The following is a 21,247-nucleotide window of genomic DNA, read 5'->3' as shown; positions in this document are numbered from 1 at the left end:
AGGAAATGTACCCTATGTCTGCACATATTTCGAACGTCCGCCCTGAATTTGACCGTGAAATCGTTGATATCGTTGATTATGTCATGAACTACGAGATCACCTCGAAGGTGGCGTATGACACCGCGCATTATTGCCTGCTTGATACCCTTGGCTGTGGCCTGGAAGCGCTGGAATATCCGGCCTGTAAAAAACTGCTGGGGCCGGTTGTACCGGGTACCGTCGTCCCGAACGGTGTGCGCGTACCAGGTACCCAGTTCCAGCTCGATCCGGTGCAGGCGGCGTTTAACATCGGTGCGATGATCCGCTGGCTGGACTTTAACGACACGTGGCTGGCCGCAGAATGGGGTCATCCTTCCGATAACCTCGGCGGTATTCTGGCGACGGCTGACTGGCTGTCGCGCAATGCGGTGGCGGTGGGTAAAGCGCCGTTAACCATGAAAAAAGTGTTAACTGGAATGATTAAAGCCCATGAAATTCAGGGCTGTATCGCGCTGGAAAACTCCTTCAACCGCGTTGGTCTGGATCACGTCCTGCTGGTAAAAGTCGCCTCCACGGCGGTGGTTGCCGAGATGCTTGGCCTGAACCGGGATGAAATTCTCAACGCCGTCTCGCTGGCGTGGGTCGACGGTCAGTCACTGCGTACCTATCGTCATGCGCCGAATACCGGCACGCGTAAATCCTGGGCGGCTGGCGATGCCACCTCACGTGCTGTACGTCTGGCGCTGATGGCGAAAACCGGTGAAATGGGATATCCATCCGCACTGACGGCGAAAACCTGGGGCTTCTATGATGTCTCTTTCAAAGGCGAATCTTTCCGCTTCCAGCGCCCGTACGGTTCGTACGTGATGGAAAACGTGTTGTTTAAAATTTCCTTCCCGGCAGAGTTCCACTCGCAGACCGCGGTAGAAGCGGCGATGACGCTGTACGAGCAGTTACAGGCCGCAGGTAAGACCGCTGCCGATATCGAAAAAGTGACCATTCGTACGCATGAAGCCTGTATCCGCATCATCGATAAAAAAGGCCCGTTGAATAACCCGGCGGATCGTGACCACTGCATCCAGTACATGGTGGCTATCCCGCTACTGTTCGGACGCTTAACGGCGGCAGATTACGAAGACGGCGTGGCGCAGGATAAACGCATTGATGCACTGCGTGAAAAGATTAACTGCTTCGAAGATCCGACCTTTACTGCGGATTACCACGACCCTGAAAAACGCGCCATCGCGAATGCCATCACGCTTGAGTTCACCGACGGCTCACGCTTTGAAGAAGTGGTAGTGGAATACCCAATCGGCCACGCGCGCCGTCGTAACGACGGTATGCCGAAGCTGGTCGAGAAGTTCAAAATTAACCTGGCGCGTCAGTTCCCGACCCGTCAGCAGCAGCGCATCCTGGATGTCTCCCTGGACAGAACTCGCCTGGAGCAGATGCCGGTCAATGAGTATATGGACCTTTATGTAATCTAAACCTGCGTGCGGCAAGGCGTAAGTTCAACAGGAGAGCATTATGTCTTATAGCGAGTTTTATCAACGTTCTATTACGCAGCCGGAGTCGTTCTGGGCCGAGCAGGCCCAGCGTATTGACTGGCAGCAGCCGTATACGCAGGTACTGGACCACAGTAATCCGCCGTTTGCCCGCTGGTTTTGCGGTGGTACGACCAATCTGTGCCACAACGCCATTGACCGCTGGCTGGAGAAACAGCCTGACGCGCTGGCGCTGATTGCTGTGTCATCAGAAACCGAAGAAGAACGCACGTTTACCTTTCGTCAGCTGTATGACGAAGTGAACGTCGCGGCGGCGATGTTGTTGTCGCTGGGCGTACAGCGTGGCGATCGGGTACTGGTTTATATGCCGATGATCGCCGAGGCGCACATTACGCTGTTGGCCTGCGCACGTATAGGGGCGATCCATTCGGTGGTGTTCGGTGGTTTCGCCTCGCACAGCGTAGCGGCGCGTATCGACGACGCCCGACCGGTGGTTATCGTGTCGGCGGATGCCGGGGCGCGCGGCGGTAAAGTCCTGCCGTATAAAAAGCTGCTCGATGATGCGATCGATCAGGCGCAGCATCAGCCGCGTCATGTGGTATTAGTCGATCGCGGTCTGTCGAAAATGGCGCAGGTAGAGAGGCGAGACCTCGACTTTGCCACGCTGCGCCAGCAGCATCTCGGCGCGCGGGTACCGGTTGCCTGGCTGGAGTCGAACGAAACGTCCTGCATTCTCTACACCTCCGGGACAACTGGTAAACCGAAAGGCGTCCAGCGCGACGTTGGCGGCTACGCGGTCGCGCTGGCGACCTCGATGGACACCATTTTCGGCGGTAAAGCGGGCGGTGTGTTCTTCTGCGCGTCGGATATCGGCTGGGTAGTTGGGCATTCGTATATCGTGTATGCCCCGCTGCTGGCGGGGATGGCGACAGTGGTTTACGAAGGGTTGCCAACGTATCCAGACTGTGGCGTATGGTGGAAAATTGTTGAGAAGTATCAGGTCAGCCGGATGTTCTCCGCTCCAACCGCCATCCGCGTGCTGAAGAAATTCCCGACCGCGCAAATCCGCAATCACGATCTCTCCTCGCTGGAGGTGCTGTATCTGGCGGGTGAGCCGCTGGATGAACCGACCGCCAGTTGGGTAACGGAAACGCTGGGCGTCCCGGTTATCGACAACTACTGGCAGACTGAATCCGGTTGGCCGATTATGGCGATCGCTCGCGGGCTGGACGACCGCCCGTCGCGGCTGGGTAGCCCAGGCGTGCCGATGTACGGATATAACGTGCAGTTGCTCAATGAGGTGACCGGTGAGCCCTGCGAAGCGAATGAAAAGGGCATGCTGGTGATTGAAGGGCCGCTGCCGCCGGGCTGTATCCAGACTATCTGGGGTGATGACGCGCGGTTTGTGAACACCTACTGGTCGCTGTTTTCTCGTCAGGTGTACGCCACCTTTGACTGGGGTATTCGCGATGCGGACGGCTATTACTTCATCCTTGGTCGTACGGATGATGTCATCAACGTGGCCGGGCATCGGTTGGGAACGCGTGAGATAGAGGAGAGTATTTCCAGCTATCCGAACGTTGCCGAAGTGGCTGTGGTCGGCGTGAAGGACGCACTGAAGGGGCAGGTAGCGGTCGCGTTTGTCATTCCGAAACAGAGCGACAGCCTTGAAGATCGCGACATCGCACATTCGGAAGAGAAGGCGATTATGGCGCTGGTGGACAGTCAGATTGGTAATTTTGGCCGCCCGGCGCATGTCTGGTTTGTATCGCAGTTGCCGAAAACGCGCTCTGGCAAAATGCTCAGACGGACGATCCAGGCGATCTGTGAAGGCCGCGATCCTGGCGATCTAACGACCATTGACGATCCCGCGTCGTTGCAGCAAATCCGTCAGGCGATCGAAGAGTAACATCGTGTGATGCCCGGTGGCGCAATGCTTACCGGGCCTTTTAGTATCGTAGGCCGGATAAACCACGTGAGTGGTGCATCCGGCAAAGAGGCTTTTACAGCGCGACGCTTTCGCGACGACGCCGCAGGGAAAACGGCCCCGGACCGCTAAGGGTAAATACGGAAATCAGCGTGAAGCTCAGCGCAATAATCCCCAGCACCAGATAAGCTCCCTGGAAACCAATACTCTCATACATTTTCCCGGCCAGAACTGACATGAAAATCATGGCTAACTGTTTGAAGAAACAGAAACACACCAGATAAATCGTGGCCGAGAAACGTACTTCGAACTGGCTGGTGATGTATTTGAAGCAGCCGACGATCAGGAACGGTATCTCAAACATATGCAGCGTTTTGAGAATAACGACCTCCAGTGCAGTGGTGGCGAATGACGAGCCAATAATCCTTACCGACATGATCATACCGGCCAGCAGCAGGGCGTTCTTTCCGCCAATTCGGTTCACAATCAGCGGTGCAAAGAACATGATCGAGGCGTTGAGTAATTCTCCCATCGTCGTGACGTAGCCAAACACGCGGGTACCCTGTTCGCCGGTGGCAAAGAATGAGGTAAAGAAGTTGGCGAACTGCTGGTCAAACACATCGTAAGTACAGGAAACGCCGACCACATACAGGGAGAGGAACCAAAGTTTCGGTTGTTTAAATAACTCCAGCGCCAGCTTCAGGCTGAATGCCGAGTTATTGGCGCCTACCGCATCCGCGACTTTTGCAGAAGAGGGGGCATCTGTTTTTGAAAATAACAGCAGCAATGCCAGAATGACCGCACAGCCAGAGCCTAACCAGAAGACGAATTGGTTATTGATGGTGAACATAATTCCGGCAATCGAGGCGCACAGCGCCCAGCCCACGCAGCCAAACATGCGCGCGCGACCAAATTCAAAGTTGCTTCTGCGGCTGGCTTTTTCAATATAGGCTTCAATCGCTGGGGCACCGGCATTGTAAATAAAGCCAAGGTAAATCCCGCCGACAATTGAACCCAGTAAAATATTAACCTGTAATAACGGACCAAATACGTAAATAAAGAACGGGGCAAACATTACCAGCATGCCGGTAATTACCCACAGCAGATGTTTACGCAGGCCAAGCTTATCGGACAGTAGTCCGAAAATTGGTTGGAATAACAAAGAAAACAGTGAGATACAGGCGAAGATGATGCCGGTATCGCCTTTACTGATATGGTTTACATCGTGTAACCAGATAGGGAAGAAGGGGAAATACGCACCCATAATAAAAAAGTAAAAGAAGAAGAAAAAGCCGAACATCCAAAAGTTAGTGTTTTTTAAATAATACATAACAGACTTCCTATAAATGCGGGCAGGTATCAACCTGCCCTGCTTATATTATTATTTTTGGCCCCAGACGAACTGGAAGTGGTAGCGTCCGGCGCTCAGCTGGAATTCCGGCGACACGGAAGGACTCCACGAATCATCGCCGCCGACGCCCATATGGAAGCCATCAATATTGAGCCAGGTGCCTGCCTCAGGTTGCAGCAGATGGCGGTGGCTGGTTTCCATCAGTTGCTGCTGGCTAAAGCGGCTGATGTTGAACTGGAAGTCTCCGCGCCACTGGTGCGCACCGTAGTACAGTTCGCGCGTGCCGCAGCGCAGACCGTTTTCGCTCGGAAAAACATACGGGGTGTACATCTCATCAAGCGACAGATCCCAGCGATCGAAACAGGCGGCGCCCAGACGGTCCGGGTAGTTCTCATGCGGGCCAAGACCTAACCAGTTCACTCGCTCCGCAACCTGCGCCAGCTGGCAGCTCAGGCCGATGCGGGCCGGATGCGGCGTACCGCTGGCAACGTCGACATCCACCGTTACCTGCATTTCACCATTGCCGTCAATACGGTAGCTTTTTCGGCTGATGAACAGCGTTTCACCCTGATACTGCCACGCATGTTCGGTGGTGATCAGTACCGCATTGCTCAGCGTATCGGCAGCACAGTGCAGTAACGTTGCTTCAGCCTGATAGTGACCGGCGGCCTTCCAGCGTTCAACCCAGGCGTTAGGGTCGATGCGGGTTGACTCGCTCACGCCGATGTCGTTGTCCAGCGGCGCGCGGGTGAACTGGTCAATAAGTGGGCTTACCAACTGGGCTTCATCGCTAATCCAGTATTGTGTTAGCAGGCCGGACTGACGATCGAATTGCCAGCGTGTGTTGTTGGCCACCACGGTAAAATTGCTCTCACTAACATCCAGCTGTGGTGCGCTGCTGGCGTGTGATGGACGTACCAGGCTGAGCTTCTCTTCCAGCTTCCACTGTTGCCAGGCGCTGATATGCCCGGCTTCTGACCATGCGGTTGCCTGAGGCTGCTCTACGCGCACCGTCAACCACAGTTCGCCTGCGGTGTCCGGCATCGGAACGTTCGGCAGGGTAATCACCTGGCGGCCCTGTGGGGCGATATCCAGAACGATTTCTCCGGCGGCCAGCGGGTTGCCGTCCAGGGCAATCGACCAGTGCAGAACTTCGTTATCGCTGCGGCGGAACAGATATTCGCTGGTCACTTCAATCTGGCGTTCAGCGCCCGGCAGTAAAGTGAACTGGAAAAACTGCTGTTCATGTTTGGCCTCATATAACGCCGGATGCGGAGTGCGATCGGCGAACACCAGCCCGTTCATGCAAAACTGACGATCGTTAGGCGTGTCGCCAAAATCGCCACCGTAGGCTGACCATGCTTTGCCGTTCTCATCATATTTGGTCAGCGACTGATCCACCCAGTCCCAGACAAATCCGCCCTGCAGGCGCGGATACTGACGGAACGCTTGCCAGTATTTGGCGAAGCCGCCAAAGCTGTTGCCCATAGCGTGGGCGTATTCACAAAGGATCAGCGGACGCTGTTCGCCGGGCATCGACAGCCACTTTTTAATCGACCATTTGGGTACTGCGGGGAAGGGCTGATCCTGATCGACACGGGCGTACATCGGGCAAATAATGTCGGTGGCGGCAGTATCAGCTCCACCGCCCTCGTACTGCACCGGACGTGACGGGTCTTCTGATTTTATCCAGCGGTAGAGCGCGTCGTGATTGACGCCATGGCCGGATTCATTGCCCAGTGACCAGATAATAATGCTCGGGTGGTTGCGATCGCGCTGCACCATGCGCGTGACGCGCTGGCTCATGGCAGGCAACCATGCGGGATCGTCGGTGAGGCGATTCATCGGCACCATGCCGTGGGTTTCAATGTTGGCTTCGTCGACTACATACAGGCCGTAACGATCGCACAGGGTGTACCACAGCGGATGGTTCGGGTAATGGGAACAGCGCACGGCGTTGAAGTTATTCTGCTTCATCAGGATGATGTCCTGCACCATCGTCGCCTCATCCATCACCTGGCCGTTGACCGGATGGTGCTCATGGCGGTTGGTACCGCGAATCAACAGCGGCTTGCCGTTTAACAGCAACAGGCCGTTTTCGATACAAACCTGACGAAAACCAACGTCACAGGCTTCCGCTTCAATCAGTACTCCGCCTGCGGTGTGTAACTGCACAACGGCGCGGTACAGATTGGGCGTTTCGGCACTCCATAGCGCCGGTTTTTCGACGTTCAGACGCAGAGTCACCCGGTCATGATAAGCGCCGCGTTCATCAATGATCTCGCTGCCGAGCGGTGAGGTCGTTTCGTGGGTGAGCGTTTCACCTTCCCACAATTGCAGGGTGACGCGTAAATCTTCGCTCTCGTTGCCACCCACTCTGACTTCCGCTTCCAGCGTGGCGCGGCTGAAGTCGTCATTAAAACGGGTATTAATGCGCAGGTCGCGGATTTGCGTAGTGGGCTTATGTAGCAGGGAGACATCGCGAAAAATACCGCTCATGCGCCACATGTCCTGGTCTTCCAGATAGCTGCCGTCGCTCCAGCGCAGCACCATCACAGCCAGACGGTTTTCGCCGCGCAGCAGATAATCGCTAAGATCAAACTCAGACGGCAGACGGCTATCCTGACCGTAGCCGACCCAGCGACCGTTGCACCACAGATGAAACGCGGAGTTCACGCCGTCAAAAATAATGCGCGTCTGGCCTTCCTCTAACCACGCGTCTTCAACATTAAATGTGAGCGAGTAACATCCTGTCGGGTTCTGTGCCGGAACGTACGGAGGATTCACCGGGATTGGGTAGGTGACGTTGGTATAAATTGGCGCATCATAACCGGCCATCTGCCAGTTAGAGGGGACGTTGATGATGTCTGCCTGTGGCAGATCGCTTGTCAGCCAGCTTTCTGGGACAGCCTCCGGCGCGGCAAACCAGGCAAATTGCCACTGGCCATTCAGCGAGCGTAACTGACTCGAACGCTGATTGGTACGTGCATCATCCGCTGAGCGCCAGCTACAGAACGGCGGATGTGCTTCAAGCCGGTTGAGCTGCGTGACGCCGGGATTCTCCCAGTCGCGGCGGGCCAGAACAGCGGAGAGTGAATCTGTGTTCAGGTTCATAACGGTATCCTGTTTGAATTTGTTACTCGCTCACAATTTCAATCAAAATACGAACAAGCGCTCCTTGCTGTAAAGGATGGGGCGTTCAATAAGTGAACTGACTCACACAATTGTTATGCGTTCACAATTTGGGTGTGAGCTGAGAAACTTGCCGCGCCAGCTGGATCAGTGAATCAGCCAGCGCCTGGGGAGTGGTGGTTTGTGTATCGGGAGGCAGAACCGTTTTGCGCTTGACCAGGGTGACGGGAAGCAGTTGGTTACCCACGCTGGAGCCGCCACGGGGGAGTTGCAATAGCCTGTCGACGCTGGTTTCACCCAGCAACGGAAAATCCTGCCTGATGGTGGTCAGCGGTGGGATGTAACAGGCGCTGTCTTCGGTGTCATCGTAGCCAATTACCGATATATCCACTGCAACCCGCAGACCGAACTCGCTGATTGCCCGCATCGCGCCCAGCGCCATTTGATCGTTAGCGACCAGCATGGCGGTAGGGAGGTTACCGTTATTCAGCATGTGCATCGTTTGCTGAAAACCAGACATCGCGCTCCAGTCGCCTTCCAGCTCCACAACGGGTTGTAGCTGGTAATGTGCCAGATACTTGTGCCAGCCCGCATGCCGAAGCCTTGCCGAAACGGAAGTGTGCGGCCCGCTCAGCAGGGCGATCCGTTGATGTCCGTGCTGCACCAGATGTTCAACGCCAAGGCGCGCGCCGTCGTCATGAGAGAAAATCACGCTGTTAATTGGCGTCAGGTCAGAGACATCGAGAAACAACACCGGCACCGTACCGCAGGCAGCGGCCACGGCAATGGCATCTTCTTCATCCAGCGGATAGTTGATGATAAGCCCGGTTACGCGTTGAGAAAGCAGATGGTGGACCGCGGCTTTACAGGACTCAACGCCGCTGCGCTCGACCATGGCGATCACCACGCTGGCACCGGACTGGTCGGCGCGGGATTTTATGGCAGCAACGATTTGTGAGGGGGCATGCAGGGCAAGGTTTGCCGTCACAACGCCAATCAGTGGCGTCTGTTTGCCAGCCAACTGCTGTGCAACGCGGTTAGGAATGTAATTGAGTTCCGCCATCGCGGCCTCAACTTTCTGTCGGGTTTTTGCGGAAACGTGGCTGGCCTGGTTCACGACGCGAGAGACGGTCTGGTAAGAGACACCTGCATGGTCTGCCACATCGTATAGCGTTACCGGTTTCACGTTTATCACCCCTGTCATGACGTTATCTGTGCGCTATGATGCCACAGCGGGACGGTTTTGGGGTATTTGCGCATGGGTTCTGCGAGGCGCATTCCAGGGTTTGAGGATAGTGTGCTGAAGGATTTATCGTCGTTATACCTAACAGAAGAAAAAAGCGAGGACATTGTGAGCGAATCTGCGGCAAAAAATATTCTGTCCATCTACCGACGCCATGCGGATGCTTTTGCCAGCCAGCGCTCGCGCACCTTGTTCGAGAAAAGCTGGCTCGATAAATTTATTTCCGTGATGGGCGGGCAGGGCAGCATTGTGGATATTGGCTGCGGCAACGGTCAGCCGATCGCCGGTTATTTTATCCAGCAAGGTTTTCAGCTTACCGGCGTTGATGGTTCCCCGGCGATGCTGGCGCGGGCCCGAAACACTTTTCCCGCACAGCGCTGGCTGGAACAGGATATGCGCGAGTTGGCACTCAATGAGACTTTCGATGGTCTGATCGCCTGGGACAGCTTTTTCCATTTAACTCAGCAGGACCAGCAAAAGATGTTCCCGATTTTTGACCGCCTCAGCCATCCCGGCAGCGCGCTGATGTTTACCAGCGGTACGGACAACGGCATCGCGATGGGGCAATTTGAAGGTGAGCCGCTGTTTCACGCCAGCCTCGCGCCGGATGAATACCGCGCACTGCTGTCAGCACACGGTTTTGCGGTGGTCGAGATGGTGATGGAAGATCCGCACTGCACCGGGCACACCATCTGGCTGGCGCAAAAAAGAGGCTAATCGCCGCGAAAGGTTTTACGCCATTCAGCCGGGCTAACGCCAAAGTGGGATTTAAAATGCTGGCGCCAGGTGACGGGCGACTGAAAACCAACCTGTTCGGCGATGCGTTCAACGGGTAACTGGCTGGACTCCAGCAACGTCTGGCTACGGCGCAGGCGCTCGGCAATCAACCATTCGGCCACGCTTGACCCTGTGGCCTTCATAAAATGACGGGTGAGGGTGCGACGGCTCATCATCACCCGTTGCGCCAGCTCGTCAAGATTATGTGATTCATGGAGATGCTGGCGCAAATAGTCGAGCAGGACGTTGATGCGCTGATCTTTGGTATTTTTCGCCACCGGTTGCTCGATAAACTGTGCCTGGCCGCCCTCGCGATGTGGCGGCACAATCATCCGTCGGGCAATCTGATTCGCCACCGTGCTGCCAAAACGTTGGCGGATGACGTACAGGCAGCAATCCAGCGCGGCGGCGGTGCCTGCCGAGGTAATAATACCGTCGTCATCCACGTACAGCGCGTTGATATCCAGATGAGCTGCCGGAAAGCGGGCCTGAAAATCCTGCTCGAACTCCCAGTGCGTAGCCGCCCGTTTGCTATCCAGCAGACCGGCGTAGCCGAGGACAAACGCACCCAGGCATAACCCAACAATCTGCGCGCCGTTTTGTCGCGCACGATTGAGCGCATCAAGCAGGCTTTGTGGTGGCCGATGTGCCGTGGTACCCCACCAGGGGATCACCACAATGTCGGCGGCCTCCACCGCTTCATAGCCGTAGGCTGCGTTAATGGAGAAGCCATCCTGCGAGGAAACGATGCCCGGCTGTTCTGCACACAGTTGCACCTCAAAACGCTTTTTCGTCGCCACTTTGTCACTGAAAATAATGCACGGCACCGAGAAGTGAAACGGGCTGAAATCTTCCACGGCAACAATGGCGACGTTAAGCGGTTGCATACGAGTCCTCTGTGGAGTTTAAAACGTCAGGGTTTCGCCATCTTCCGGCACGTTAACGAATTGCGCAATCTGGTTGTCGCAGGCGTACTCTTTCAAGGCCGCGCGGGTCAGCAGACAGTGGTTAATCGCCTCCATGTGGGTCGCCACAATTTGTGCTTCGGGCAGCGTGAAGTGGGTTTTTAGCACATCTTCCGCGCCCATGATAATTGGGCCAAACCCGATAACGTGAGCAAAGCCTGCGTTCAGAATGACCACGCCTGGCTGGAAAGTCCGCATGTTGGTTTCCACCTCGTCGCGCCAGATGGTGTCCCCGACCAGATACAGCGTTTTTTCCGCCGGATGCTGGAAGATAACTCCGCAGGCATCACCCAGACGCTCAGCCATTTGCGGGATGGCGTAAGCGCGATCCGAACCGTGCTGGCCGCCGGTTTTACGCAGGGTGATATCACCAAGCGCAGTGTTTTGCGTCAGTACGGTCAGTTGCGTGAAACCTTGTTCCCGCAGTACCTGCGCATCGCGATCGTTTTGCACATAAATCGGTTTGTCTTTCGGTACGACACGAGCCGCGGCTTCATCCCAGTGGTCTTCATGCAGATGGGTCACGATCAGCGCATCAACGTTGAGCAGGGTGTCGATATCGACAGGCAGATCAACGGTCGGGTTGCGGATCTCGGCGCGTGCCGTACCGGCAAAGCCCGGATAAGTACCTTTTGCCGCCAGCATAGGGTCGATCAGAAAGGTTTTGCCACCAAAAGTGATGTGCTGCGTAGCGTTACGGATTTGCGTGATGTTCATGGTGTTTGCTCCACGTGTTAGGTCAGTGGTGTCATCGTAGAGTGTTGTCCAGAAGATGAATGTGGGCAAATGGGCGACTAGCGATGGGATTGGGCCAACTGCGGATTACAGATGTCGATAATGTAATTAGAATTAAAGTAATTTAATATTTCCTTGGTGGCTCGTTATTTAATAAGTAGCCATTATATCGAACTGAATAAGAATGCTGTTATTTAAATACGGAAGGTTTATTAAATGCGAAGTGGTGCCGGAAAACATTATTGATATATGTAATGCATAGTGACCAATAAAACAGATCGCGAACCATGAAATAAGAATGCTATCATTCACACCAGACGCGGCAGGCAACTGCTGGCACACGCATTTACCCCGGAGCAACTGATGAACAACGACATTCCGCTAAAATATTATGATATCGCCGACGAGTACGCGACCGAGGCCGCAAAGCCGGTGAGCGACACAGAGCGTGACGCGCTGGCGCACTACTTCCAGCAGCTGATCACTCGTTTGATGAACAACGAAGAGATCAGCGAAGAAGCGCAGCAGGAGATGGCTACCGTGGCAGGTGTCGACGCTCAGCGTATCGATGATATTGCGGAGTTCCTCAATCGTTGGGGTAACGAGTAGCCAAAGACATGGCCTGTGTTTTACACTGCGCGCAAATTGAGTAGGTATACTCTACAAGTAATAGGTTTAATCAGGCGGAAACAGCAATGAACGGAACAATCACAACGTGGTTTAAAGATAAAGGCTTTGGATTTATCAAAGATGAAAACGGCGACAACCGCTATTTTCATGTGATTAAGGTTGCTAATCCTGAGCTGATCAAGAAAGACGCGGCGGTGACTTTTGAGCCCACCACCAACAACAAAGGCTTGTCTGCCTACGCGGTAAAAGTCATACCAGACAGCAAGTACATCTATATAGCAGGCGAGCGTCTGAAGCTAACTTCGATCAAGTCATTCCTGGTCTACAGCGAAGAAGTCCCTGTAGAGACCCGTATCGACAAAGAAAATGCTGTGCTGTCTGTCGGCGTGCTGATGAACAGCATCCGACCTAAATCAGACGTGAAGCCTGGTGAAATGCGCACGCTGAAAAAGCTGGCCATCACTACCTTCCAGGGCACGACGCTGATCTTCTCGGAAGATGAAATCGACATCGACGCGACGGTGAAACTGCTTAAAGTCTGAAACCCTTCGGACTGAATAAAAACCGGAACGCCGCGCTTTCCAGGAGCGGGTTTCGGTTTTTTATTTGTGGTGCGGGAAGAACAATTTTGTGCCAGAAATGTATATCCAGTTGAGTCAGATAACGTTAATGGTCACATATGGTGTTTATTTTCTCTGTAGTAAATCCCATCGATTACCATAGAGGTCCTCAAAAACAACAACGGTACCGTATTCTTCTTCTCTGGGGGCTTCGCAAAACTGAACGCCAGCCGATTTCATTTCATTGTAATCACGCCAGAAATCATCGGTTTGCAGAAACAGGAATACGCGTCCTCCACATTGGTTACCGATGAATGCTTCCTGAGTTTCATTAGCAGCCCTGGAGAGTAGCAAATGACAGTCACTGTCCGGGTTCGGCGATACCACAACCCAACGTTTCCCCGGTTGTGGAGTATCTTCAATCAGGGTAAAACCGAGCTTATTTATGTAGTAATCGATAGCTCTGTCATAATCATCGACAACAATTGAAATATATCCCAGACATTTTTTATTCATTTTTAATATGGCACCCGGTATTAACTTACTATTTGTGCTTGCTATTTTATCATTAACTGGAATGCTTTTAAGCATCCTGCCAAAAAGTTATTCCTTTACTTTCGTCATAAGCCACCTGTCCACATTTCACTATTTTTATGTGGCATTCGGATTTACCACGTCATCCATCAGTATGTAACGTGCTTCCTGGCGCGTGTATTGATCGATTAATGGTACAAGTCGCTGGAAATGCTCGCTGGCACAATGTTCATCGAGAGCCGCGTGGTTTGGCCATTCTTCGATAAAAATAAAATGCCCCGGATCTTTTTCATCAATATAGAGGTCGTAAGCAATGCAGTGCGGTTCTTTCTTCGTTGCCGCTATTAGCTCACGATACAACGGGAGAACAGTTTCAATATAATCAGGTTTGATGAAATCCTCAGCAATGACCTTTAACATGCAGCCTCCTGGCAGAAAACGAATGCACACTATGAAATGAAGATATTTTTTGGGCAAGGCGTCACAGAGTTTTATCGGCCGGATAGTGAGTTATGCCAGCTATCAATCAGATGATCCGCATAACTGTGATCCATCTCACCTCCCGGCAACCAAAATCTCCTGCGACTCGACGCCGTCCTCTATCTGTTTCGCCACCTTTTGTAAGGCCGGAAGATGCTTTTCCGCGGCCTGTTCGATGGTCATGGCGCTGGCCATATACACCAAATTCAGGCAGCCGATCACCCGCTGTTCGCTGCGGATGGGGACGGCGATAGAAGCGATTTTCTCTTCCTGATCCCAACCGCGAAAGTTCTGCCCAAAACCGTCTTTTCGCGCGCGGGTCAAAATGGCATTGAGCTTCAGCGGCTCGCGCGCAAGCTGGAACTCTTCTCCCGATCGGGAGGCAAGCATTTCAATCAGTTCCTGCCGTTCATTCTCCGGGCAAAATGCCAGCCAGGTCAGGCCGGATGCGGTTTTCAGCAGTGGCAAACGACGCCCTACCATCGCCCGGTGAAACGACAGGCGGCTGAAACGGTGGGTGGTTTCACGTACCACCATCGCGTCCACATCCAGCGTGGAAACGTCGGTCGGCCAGATGACCTCGCGCAGCAAATCCCCCAGCAGCGGGGCGGCGAGTGCAGAAATCCACTGCTCGTCACGAAACCCCTCGCTGAGCTGGCGGACTTTAATGGTTAAGCGAAAGCTGTCATCGGACAGGCTGCGCCGGACGTAACCCTCATCCTGCAGGGTTTCCAGCAGCCGTCTGACCGTGGTGCGATGCAGGCCGCTTAACTCAGCAAGCAAGCCAACACTGGCCCCACCATCGAGCCGGTTTAACATATTTAATAACATTAATCCGCGCGTTAATCCGCGTACGGTTTTGTACTCAGTGCTCTCGTTATTTTTCATATTCATTGACAAATCTACAGGTAAAACAACGTTGTGCACTTAGTGCACATCCTGGCGTGTTTTGATTGTAGCGCAAAAACTCGCTTCTATACTGACCGCACAACAAAAAATTATTCACATATTTTTAACAAAACAAATTGCGCCTCACCAGGGTCCGCAATTGCGTTTTGTCCGAGTCGTGAGGTTCTGAAATGACAACAAAAAACCCGGATATCCAACCCGCTGTGCAGCATACCGCGCAGGTGGCGATTGCCGGTGCTGGTCCGGTAGGGCTGATGATGGCCAACTATCTTGGGCAGATGGGCATTGAGGTGTTGGTAGTGGAGAAGCTCGACACGCTGATCGACTATCCTCGCGCCATCGGCATTGATGATGAAGCGCTGCGCACTATGCAGTCTGTGGGGCTGGTCGAGAACGTTTTGCCGCACACCACGCCGTGGCACGCGATGCGCTTTCTCACCCCGAAAGGCCGCTGTTTTGCTGATATCCAGCCGATGACCGACGAATTTGGCTGGTCGCGCCGCAATGCTTTTATTCAGCCGCAGGTGGACGCGGTGATGTTGGAAGGGTTGTCGCGTTTTCCCAACGTGCGCTGCCTGTTCTCCCGCGAGCTGGAGGCCTTCAGCCAACAAAACGGCGAAGTGACGCTAAATCTGAAAGCGCCAGACGGTCAACGTGAAACGGTGAAGGCTCAGTGGCTGGTGGCCTGCGACGGCGGCGGCAGCAACGTCAGACGTTCTCTGAACGTGCCGTTTGAAGGTAAAACCGCGCCGAATCAGTGGATTGTGGTGGATATCGCCAACGATCCGCTCAGCACGCCGCATGTGTATTTGTGCTGCGATCCGGTGCGCCCGTATGTCTCTGCCGCGCTGCCGCACGCGGTGCGCCGTTTTGAGTTTATGGTTATGCCGGGGGAAACCGAAGCGCAGCTTAGCGAGCCGCAGAATATGCGCCAGTTACTGAGCAAAGTGCTGCCGAACCCGGACAACGTCGAGCTGATCCGCCAGCGCGTGTATACCCATAATGCTCGTCTGGCCGAACGTTTTCGTATTGACCGCGTGCTGCTGGCGGGCGATGCGGCGCACATTATGCCGGTCTGGCAGGGTCAGGGATACAACAGCGGCATGCGCGATGCTTTCAATCTGGCATGGAAACTGGCGCTGGTGATTAACGGTAAAGCCGGCGATGCGCTGTTGGATACCTACCAGCAGGAACGCCGCGACCACGCCAAAGCGATGATCGACCTCTCCGTGACCGCTGGCAACGTACTTGCGCCGCCCAAACGCTGGCACGGCGCGGTACGCGACGGGGTTTCCTGGCTGCTGAACTATATTCCGCCGGTCAAACGCTACTTCCTTGAAATGCGCTTTAAGCCGATGCCGCAGTACCACGCCGGGGCGCTGGTGCGTGAAGGCGACGCGAAAACTTCACCGGTCGGCAAGATGTTTATCCAGCCGAAGGTGACGCTGGAATCGGGCGAAGTGACGTTGCTCGACAACGTCATCGGACCGAATTTCGCGGTGATTGGCTGGGGCTGTAACCCACTATGGGGCATGAGCGAGGCGCAGATCCAACAGTGGCAGGCGCTGGGGACGCGTTTTATCCAGGTCGTGCCGGATACGCAGATACATACCGATCAGGATAACCACGACGGCGTTACCCGCATTGGCGATACGCAAAACCGCCTGCGCGCGTGGTTTGCCCAGCACAACGCCGCGCTGGTAGTAATGCGCCCGGACCGCTTCGTGGCCGCCATCGCCATTCCGCAAACCCTGGGCAGCACCCTGAATAAACTGGCGTCGGTGATGATGCTCACTCGCGCTACTGCCGACATTCCTGTTGAAAAGGTTGCCTGATATGCACGCTTATCTTCACTGTCTTTCCCACTCGCCGCTGGTGGGCTATGTCGACCCGGCACAGGCTGTGCTCGACGAGGTTAACGGCGTAATCGCCAGCGCTCGGGCACGTATTGCGGCGTTCGAACCTGAACTGGTCGTGCTGTTTGCCCCCGATCACTACAACGGATTTTTCTACGACGTGATGCCGCCGTTCTGTTTAGGCGTTGGAGCTACAGCGATCGGCGATTTTGGTAGTGCGGCGGGGGAATTACCGGTGCCGACAGATCTCGCTGAAGCCTGCGCCCACGCGGTAATGAAAAGCGGTATCGATCTCGCCGTGTCCTACAACATGCAGGTCGATCATGGCTTCGCGCAGCCGCTGGAGTTTTTGCTCGGCGGCCTGGATAAGGTGCCGGTGCTGCCAGTGTTTATTAACGGTGTCGCCACGCCGCTGCCGGGCTTTCAGCGTACCCGCATGCTCGGTGAAGCGATTGGCCGTTTCGCCAGCTCGCTGAATAAGCGCGTGCTGTTTTTAGGCTCCGGTGGTCTGTCGCATCAGCCGCCGGTACCGGAGCTGGCGAAGGCTGATGCCCATATGCGTGACCGCCTGCTCGGCAGCGGCAAACAGTTACCTGAAAACGAGCGCGAGCTGCGCCAGCAGCGGGTGATCAGCGCCGCCGAGAAGTTTGTGGTCGATCAAAACACGCTACACCCGCTTAACCCCGTCTGGGATAACCGTTTTATGACCCTGCTTGAGCAGGGGCGTTTGCAGGAGCTGGACGCGGTCAGTAACGAAGAGCTGTCCGCGATGGCGGGCAAATCAACGCACGAAGTTAAAACCTGGGTTGCCGCCTTTGCCGCCATTTCTGCCTTTGGCAACTGGCGCAGCGAAGGCCGCTATTACCGCCCGATCCCGGAGTGGATCGCCGGATTCGGCTCCCTGAGCGCCACTACGCAGAACTAAAACAGAACTGAATATGCAGGAGAACATCATGACTTACCAACCGCAAACCGAAGCCGCTACCAGTCGTTTTCTGGAGGTGCAGGAAGCAGGCGAAACCCTACGCGTGCATTTCAATGACTGTGGGCAGGGCGAAGAGACCGTCGTGCTGCTGCACGGATCCGGTCCTGGCGCGACGGGCTGGGCAAACTTCAGCCGCAATATCGATCCGCTGGTACAGGCCGGATACCGGGTGATCCTGTTGGATTGTCCTGGCTGGGGCAAAAGCGATGGGATCGTTAACCGCGGTTCGCGATCCGATCTCAACGCCCGCATCCTGAAAAGCGTGGTCGATCAATTGGATATTCAAACAGTCCACCTGTTGGGTAACTCGATGGGCGGTCACAGTGCTGTGGCGTTTACCCTGAGCTGGCCGGAGCGCGTGGGCAAACTGGTATTAATGGGCGGCGGAACGGGCGGCATGAGCCTGTTTACCCCGATGCCGACCGAAGGTATCAAGCGCCTGAATCAGCTGTATCGTGAGCCGACCATCGAGAACCTGAAGCTGATGATGGAGATCTTTGTCTTTGACACCAGCGACCTGACCGAGGCGTTGTTTGAGGCGCGCCTGAATAACATGCTGTCGCGTCGCGATCACCTGGAAAACTTTGTCCAGAGTCTGGAGGCCAACCCGAAACAGTTCCCGGATTTCAGCCCGCGTCTGGGTGAAATCAAAGCTCAGACTCTGATTGTCTGGGGACGCAATGACCGCTTTGTACCGATGGATGCCGGTCTGCGCCTGCTTTCCGGGATTGCCGGTTCTGAACTGCACATCTACCGCGACTGCGGGCACTGGGCGCAGTGGGAACATGCGGATGCCTTTAACCAACTGGTGCTGAATTTCCTCACACGCCCTTAAGGAACGGACATGACGAATCGTAATCTTGAGCAGCTAGCCGCCGATTTACGTCAGGCTGAAGAAAAAGGGGAAGCCATCTCCCCGCTGCGTGAATTGATTGGTGTGGATAACGCGGAAGCGGCCTACGCCATTCAGCGCATCAACGTGCAGTACGACGTGGCGCGCGGGCGTCGCGTGGTCGGGCGCAAAGTGGGGCTGACGCACCCGAAAGTGCAGCAGCAGCTGGGTGTCGATCAGCCGGATTTCGGCACGCTGTTTGCTGACATGTGCTATGGCGATAACGACACCATCCCGTTTTCCCGTGTTCTGCAACCGCGTATTGAAGCCGAAATTGCGCTGGTGCTGAACCGCGATCTGCCCAATACCGACACCACTTTTGACGAGCTTTACAACGCCATAGAGTGGGTACTTCCCGCGCTGGAAGTGGTCGGCAGCCGTATCCGCGACTGGTCGATCAAATTTGTTGATACCGTGGCGGATAACGCCTCCTGTGGCGTGTATGTGGTCGGCGGTCCGGCACAGCGTCCGGCAGGATTAGATCTGAAAAACTGCGCGATGAAAATGACGCGCAACAACGAAGAGGTCTCCAGCGGACGCGGCAGCGAATGCCTGGGACATCCGATCAACGCCGCCGTCTGGCTGGCGCGCAAAATGGCCAGCCTCGGCGAGCCGCTGCGTGCCGGAGACATTATTCTCACCGGAGCGTTAGGCCCGATGGTGGCGGTGAATGCGGGCGATTGTTTTGAAGCCCATATCGACGGTATTGGTTCAGTCGCCGCCACCTTTTCAGCGGCGGTTACAAAAGGAAGTCAGTCATGAGTAAGCGTAAAGTCGCCATTATCGGCTCCGGCAACATCGGTACCGATTTGATGATAAAAATTCTGCGTCACGGCGTGCATCTGGAAATGGCGGTGATGGTCGGTATCGATTCAGAATCTGATGGCCTGGCGCGTGCCCGACGCATGGGCGTTGCCACCACCCATGAAGGGGTGAAAGGGCTTATCGACATGCCGGAATTCGCTGATATCGACATTGTGTTTGACGCCACCAGCGCAGGTGCGCATGTGAAGAACGACGCCGCGCTACGTGCCGTTAAACCTGGCATCCGCCTGATCGACCTGACGCCCGCGGCAATCGGTCCTTACTGCGTGCCGGTGGTGAATCTGGCAGCCAACGTTGATCAGCAGAACGTCAATATGGTGACCTGCGGCGGACAGGCGACCATCCCAATGGTGGCGGCAGTTTCTCGCGTGGCAAAAGTCCATTACGCCGAGATTATCGCCTCGATCGCCAGTAAATCGGCAGGACCGGGTACCCGTGCCAATATCGACGAGTTTACCGAAACTACCTCGAAGGCGATTGAAGTGGTCGGCGGCGCGGCAAAAGGCAAAGCCATTATTGTCCTTAACCCGGCCGAGCCGCCGCTGATGATGCGTGACACGGTGTATGTGCTGAGCGAAGCGGCCTCTGAGGTTGAAGTTGAAGCGTCGATTAATGAGATGGCGGCGGCGGTGCAGGCCTACGTGCCGGGCTATCGCCTGAAACAGCGTGTCCAGTTTGAAGTCATCCCGGAGGATAAACCGGTGAATCTGCCGGGTATCGGCCAGTTCTCTGGGCTGAAAACCGCGGTGTATCTGGAAGTGGAAGGCGCGGCGCACTATTTACCAGCCTACGCGGGCAACCTCGACATTATGACCTCCAGCGCGCTGGCGACCGCTGAGAAGATGGCGCAGTCCCTCGCTCGTCAGGCAGGAGAAGCAGCATGAACGGTAAAAAACTCTATATCTCTGACGTGACCCTGCGCGACGGTATGCACGCTATTCGTCATCAATATTCGCTGGAGAATGTGCGCCAGATAGCCAAAGCGCTGGACGACGCACGGGTTGATTCTATTGAAGTGGCCCACGGCGACGGTTTACAAGGTTCCAGCTTTAACTACGGCTTTGGTGCGCACAGCGACCTGGAGTGGATTGAAGCGGCGGCGGACGTGGTGAAGCATGCCAAAATTGCCACGCTGTTGCTGCCGGGTATCGGCACTATTCATGACCTGAAAAATGCATATCAGGCCGGCGCACGGGTAGTGCGCGTGGCGACCCACTGCACTGAAGCTGATGTGTCGGCCCAGCATATTCAGTATGCGCGTGAGCTTGGCATGGATACCGTCGGTTTTCTGATGATGAGCCATATGACCACACCGGAGAACCTGGCGCAGCAGGCGAAGCTGATGGAAAACTACGGCGCGACCTGTATTTATGTGGTCGATTCCGGCGGCGCAATGAACATGAGCGATATTCGCGCCCGCTTCCGCGCACTGAAAGCGGTGCTGAAGCCGGAAACAGAAACCGGAATGCATGCGCATCACAACCTGAGTCTTGGGGTGGCGAACTCCATTGCCGCGGTAGAAGAGGGGTGTGACCGTATCGACGCCAGCCTGGCCGGGATGGGCGCAGGCGCGGGCAACGCGCCATTGGAGGTATTTATCGCCGCTGCGGATAAGCTTGGTTGGCAGCACGGCACCGATCTCTACGCACTGATGGACGCCGCCGACGATTTAGTGCGTCCATTACAAGACCGTCCGGTGCGGGTGGATCGTGAAACGCTGGCGCTGGGCTATGCCGGGGTGTACTCCAGCTTCCTGCGTCATTGCGAAGTGGCGGCAGCACGTTATGACCTGAGCGCAGTAGATATTCTGGTGGAACTGGGCAAACGTCGGATGGTGGGTGGCCAGGAAGATATGATCGTCGACGTAGCGCTGGACCTGCGCAACCGCAAATAAAAAATGATTACGCGGCTGGCAACGTATCAGCCGCGATTCACCTGCATCGTGACCTCAGAGGGACATCT

19 protein-coding genes are annotated in these 21,247 nt (G+C 55.2%); 11 read left to right on the top strand and 8 right to left on the bottom strand.

The window, feature by feature from the left end; translation table 11 throughout:
- Window positions 1-14 precede the first annotated feature (14 nt).
- Both OGX90_RS23130 and prpE read left to right on the top strand, forming a co-directional pair.
- Window positions 15-1,466 (top strand): bifunctional 2-methylcitrate dehydratase/aconitate hydratase, encoded by a 1,452-nt coding sequence (locus OGX90_RS23130; RefSeq protein WP_032942477.1) that lies wholly within the window; start codon window positions 15-17, stop codon window positions 1,464-1,466.
- Between the two features lie 40 nt (window positions 1,467-1,506).
- Window positions 1,507-3,393 carry a propionate--CoA ligase gene (gene prpE / locus OGX90_RS23125; protein ID WP_286624771.1) on the top strand — a complete coding sequence of 629 codons (1,887 nt, stop codon included), beginning with the start codon at window positions 1,507-1,509 and terminating at the stop codon, window positions 3,391-3,393.
- A 94-nt stretch (window positions 3,394-3,487) separates the two neighbouring features.
- On the opposite strand, the gene OGX90_RS23120 is transcribed toward prpE, so the two are convergent.
- The 3 genes from OGX90_RS23120 to OGX90_RS23110 form a co-directional block, all read right to left on the bottom strand.
- The gene (locus tag OGX90_RS23120; protein ID WP_071444600.1) at window positions 3,488-4,741 is read right to left on the bottom strand and encodes an MFS transporter; all 1,254 of its coding nucleotides are present in this window, start codon (window positions 4,739-4,741) and stop codon (window positions 3,488-3,490) included.
- 51 nt (window positions 4,742-4,792) lie between these two features.
- Window positions 4,793-7,876, bottom strand: a complete 3,084-nt coding sequence (locus tag OGX90_RS23115; RefSeq protein WP_286624769.1) for a beta-galactosidase — start codon at window positions 7,874-7,876, stop codon at window positions 4,793-4,795.
- Between the two features lie 121 nt (window positions 7,877-7,997).
- The gene (locus OGX90_RS23110; RefSeq protein ID WP_048236005.1) at window positions 7,998-9,080 is read right to left on the bottom strand and encodes a LacI family DNA-binding transcriptional regulator; all 1,083 of its coding nucleotides are present in this window, start codon (window positions 9,078-9,080) and stop codon (window positions 7,998-8,000) included.
- Window positions 9,081-9,191: 111 nt separating this feature from the next.
- Here OGX90_RS23110 and OGX90_RS23105 point away from each other — a divergent pair, with 111 nt between their 5' ends.
- Window positions 9,192-9,854, top strand: a complete 663-nt coding sequence (locus OGX90_RS23105; RefSeq protein ID WP_008783870.1) for a class I SAM-dependent DNA methyltransferase — start codon at window positions 9,192-9,194, stop codon at window positions 9,852-9,854.
- Here the strand turns inward: OGX90_RS23105 and OGX90_RS23100 are convergent.
- Both OGX90_RS23100 and OGX90_RS23095 read right to left on the bottom strand, forming a co-directional pair.
- Window positions 9,851-10,801, bottom strand: a complete 951-nt coding sequence (locus tag OGX90_RS23100) for a GlxA family transcriptional regulator (protein ID WP_048236003.1) — start codon at window positions 10,799-10,801, stop codon at window positions 9,851-9,853. The genes OGX90_RS23105 and OGX90_RS23100 overlap by 4 nt on opposite strands.
- A gap of 18 nt (window positions 10,802-10,819) precedes the next feature.
- Window positions 10,820-11,596: an MBL fold metallo-hydrolase gene (locus OGX90_RS23095; protein WP_057067089.1), complete on the bottom strand. Its 777-nt coding sequence runs from the start codon at window positions 11,594-11,596 to the stop codon at window positions 10,820-10,822.
- 381 nt (window positions 11,597-11,977) lie between these two features.
- On the opposite strand from OGX90_RS23095, the gene OGX90_RS23090 reads away from it, so the two are divergent.
- Both OGX90_RS23090 and OGX90_RS23085 read left to right on the top strand, forming a co-directional pair.
- On the top strand, window positions 11,978-12,223 hold the full coding sequence (locus tag OGX90_RS23090) for a YmjA family protein (protein WP_003021350.1): 246 nt from the start codon (window positions 11,978-11,980) through the stop codon (window positions 12,221-12,223).
- Window positions 12,224-12,309: 86 nt separating this feature from the next.
- Window positions 12,310-12,786, top strand: coding sequence for a cold-shock protein (locus tag OGX90_RS23085; protein ID WP_003830914.1), 477 nt, complete (start codon window positions 12,310-12,312; stop codon window positions 12,784-12,786).
- A 144-nt stretch (window positions 12,787-12,930) separates the two neighbouring features.
- Here the strand turns inward: OGX90_RS23085 and OGX90_RS23080 are convergent, their stop codons facing one another.
- The 3 genes from OGX90_RS23080 to OGX90_RS23070 form a co-directional block, all read right to left on the bottom strand.
- Window positions 12,931-13,320: a VOC family protein gene (locus OGX90_RS23080; RefSeq protein ID WP_233097433.1), complete on the bottom strand. Its 390-nt coding sequence runs from the start codon at window positions 13,318-13,320 to the stop codon at window positions 12,931-12,933.
- A 135-nt stretch (window positions 13,321-13,455) separates the two neighbouring features.
- Window positions 13,456-13,758: a putative quinol monooxygenase gene (locus tag OGX90_RS23075; protein ID WP_234692776.1), complete on the bottom strand. Its 303-nt coding sequence runs from the start codon at window positions 13,756-13,758 to the stop codon at window positions 13,456-13,458.
- A gap of 135 nt (window positions 13,759-13,893) precedes the next feature.
- A complete protein-coding gene (locus OGX90_RS23070; protein WP_128612103.1) occupies window positions 13,894-14,706 on the bottom strand; it encodes a DNA-binding transcriptional regulator in 813 nt (270 codons plus the stop codon).
- A 191-nt stretch (window positions 14,707-14,897) separates the two neighbouring features.
- Between OGX90_RS23070 and OGX90_RS23065 the strand changes: the two genes are divergently transcribed.
- Genes OGX90_RS23065 through mhpE form a run of 6 tightly spaced genes read left to right on the top strand, consistent with a single transcriptional unit; the run spans window position 14,898 to window position 21,179 of the window.
- Window positions 14,898-16,562, top strand: a complete 1,665-nt coding sequence (locus OGX90_RS23065; RefSeq protein ID WP_118262410.1) for a bifunctional 3-(3-hydroxy-phenyl)propionate/3-hydroxycinnamic acid hydroxylase — start codon at window positions 14,898-14,900, stop codon at window positions 16,560-16,562.
- 1 nt (window position 16,563) lies between these two features.
- On the top strand, window positions 16,564-17,508 hold the full coding sequence (mhpB, locus tag OGX90_RS23060) for a 2,3-dihydroxyphenylpropionate/2,3-dihydroxicinnamic acid 1,2-dioxygenase (RefSeq protein WP_048236000.1): 945 nt from the start codon (window positions 16,564-16,566) through the stop codon (window positions 17,506-17,508).
- Window positions 17,509-17,536: 28 nt separating this feature from the next.
- On the top strand, window positions 17,537-18,403 hold the full coding sequence (gene mhpC, locus OGX90_RS23055) for a 2-hydroxy-6-oxonona-2,4-dienedioate hydrolase (RefSeq protein WP_103015003.1): 867 nt from the start codon (window positions 17,537-17,539) through the stop codon (window positions 18,401-18,403).
- Between the two features lie 9 nt (window positions 18,404-18,412).
- Window positions 18,413-19,222, top strand: coding sequence for a 2-keto-4-pentenoate hydratase (mhpD, locus tag OGX90_RS23050; RefSeq protein WP_286624764.1), 810 nt, complete (start codon window positions 18,413-18,415; stop codon window positions 19,220-19,222).
- Window positions 19,219-20,169 carry an acetaldehyde dehydrogenase gene (mhpF, locus tag OGX90_RS23045; protein ID WP_286624762.1) on the top strand — a complete coding sequence of 317 codons (951 nt, stop codon included), beginning with the start codon at window positions 19,219-19,221 and terminating at the stop codon, window positions 20,167-20,169. Before mhpD ends, mhpF begins: the two co-directional genes overlap by 4 nt.
- Entirely contained in the window at window positions 20,166-21,179 is a 1,014-nt protein-coding gene (mhpE, locus tag OGX90_RS23040) for a 4-hydroxy-2-oxovalerate aldolase (RefSeq protein ID WP_032942491.1), read from the top strand. The genes mhpF and mhpE overlap by 4 nt, the downstream gene beginning before the upstream one ends.
- Window positions 21,180-21,247: the final 68 nt, after the last annotated feature.

Source organism: Citrobacter sp. Cpo012, from assembly GCF_030333015.1.
GTDB classification, from domain to species: Bacteria; Pseudomonadota; Gammaproteobacteria; order Enterobacterales; family Enterobacteriaceae; genus Citrobacter; species Citrobacter portucalensis.
Note: the sequence above shows the minus strand (reverse complement) of the source record. Positions and strands in the feature narration are given on the sequence as shown.

Excerpts from the sequence above, each read along its gene's own strand:
- OGX90_RS23095 (WP_057067089.1), bottom strand. The coding sequence starts at position 11,596 with ATGAACATCACGCAAATCCGTAACGCTACGCAGCACATCACTTTTGGT.
- OGX90_RS23085 (WP_003830914.1), top strand. The coding sequence starts at position 12,310 with ATGAACGGAACAATCACAACGTGGTTTAAAGATAAAGGCTTTGGATTT.
- OGX90_RS23115 (WP_286624769.1), bottom strand. The coding sequence starts at position 7,876 with ATGAACCTGAACACAGATTCACTCTCCGCTGTTCTGGCCCGCCGCGAC.
- OGX90_RS23090 (WP_003021350.1), top strand. The coding sequence starts at position 11,978 with ATGAACAACGACATTCCGCTAAAATATTATGATATCGCCGACGAGTAC.
- OGX90_RS23070 (WP_128612103.1), bottom strand. The coding sequence starts at position 14,706 with ATGAAAAATAACGAGAGCACTGAGTACAAAACCGTACGCGGATTAACG.
- OGX90_RS23130 (WP_032942477.1), top strand. The coding sequence starts at position 15 with ATGTCTGCACATATTTCGAACGTCCGCCCTGAATTTGACCGTGAAATC.
- OGX90_RS23075 (WP_234692776.1), bottom strand. The coding sequence starts at position 13,758 with ATGTTAAAGGTCATTGCTGAGGATTTCATCAAACCTGATTATATTGAA.
- OGX90_RS23065 (WP_118262410.1), top strand. The coding sequence starts at position 14,898 with ATGACAACAAAAAACCCGGATATCCAACCCGCTGTGCAGCATACCGCG.
- mhpE (WP_032942491.1), top strand. The coding sequence starts at position 20,166 with ATGAACGGTAAAAAACTCTATATCTCTGACGTGACCCTGCGCGACGGT.
- mhpC (WP_103015003.1), top strand. The coding sequence starts at position 17,537 with ATGACTTACCAACCGCAAACCGAAGCCGCTACCAGTCGTTTTCTGGAG.
- OGX90_RS23100 (WP_048236003.1), bottom strand. The coding sequence starts at position 10,801 with ATGCAACCGCTTAACGTCGCCATTGTTGCCGTGGAAGATTTCAGCCCG.
- OGX90_RS23120 (WP_071444600.1), bottom strand. The coding sequence starts at position 4,741 with ATGTATTATTTAAAAAACACTAACTTTTGGATGTTCGGCTTTTTCTTC.
- mhpF (WP_286624762.1), top strand. The coding sequence starts at position 19,219 with ATGAGTAAGCGTAAAGTCGCCATTATCGGCTCCGGCAACATCGGTACC.
- mhpD (WP_286624764.1), top strand. The coding sequence starts at position 18,413 with ATGACGAATCGTAATCTTGAGCAGCTAGCCGCCGATTTACGTCAGGCT.
- mhpB (WP_048236000.1), top strand. The coding sequence starts at position 16,564 with ATGCACGCTTATCTTCACTGTCTTTCCCACTCGCCGCTGGTGGGCTAT.
- OGX90_RS23080 (WP_233097433.1), bottom strand. The coding sequence starts at position 13,320 with ATGAATAAAAAATGTCTGGGATATATTTCAATTGTTGTCGATGATTAT.
- prpE (WP_286624771.1), top strand. The coding sequence starts at position 1,507 with ATGTCTTATAGCGAGTTTTATCAACGTTCTATTACGCAGCCGGAGTCG.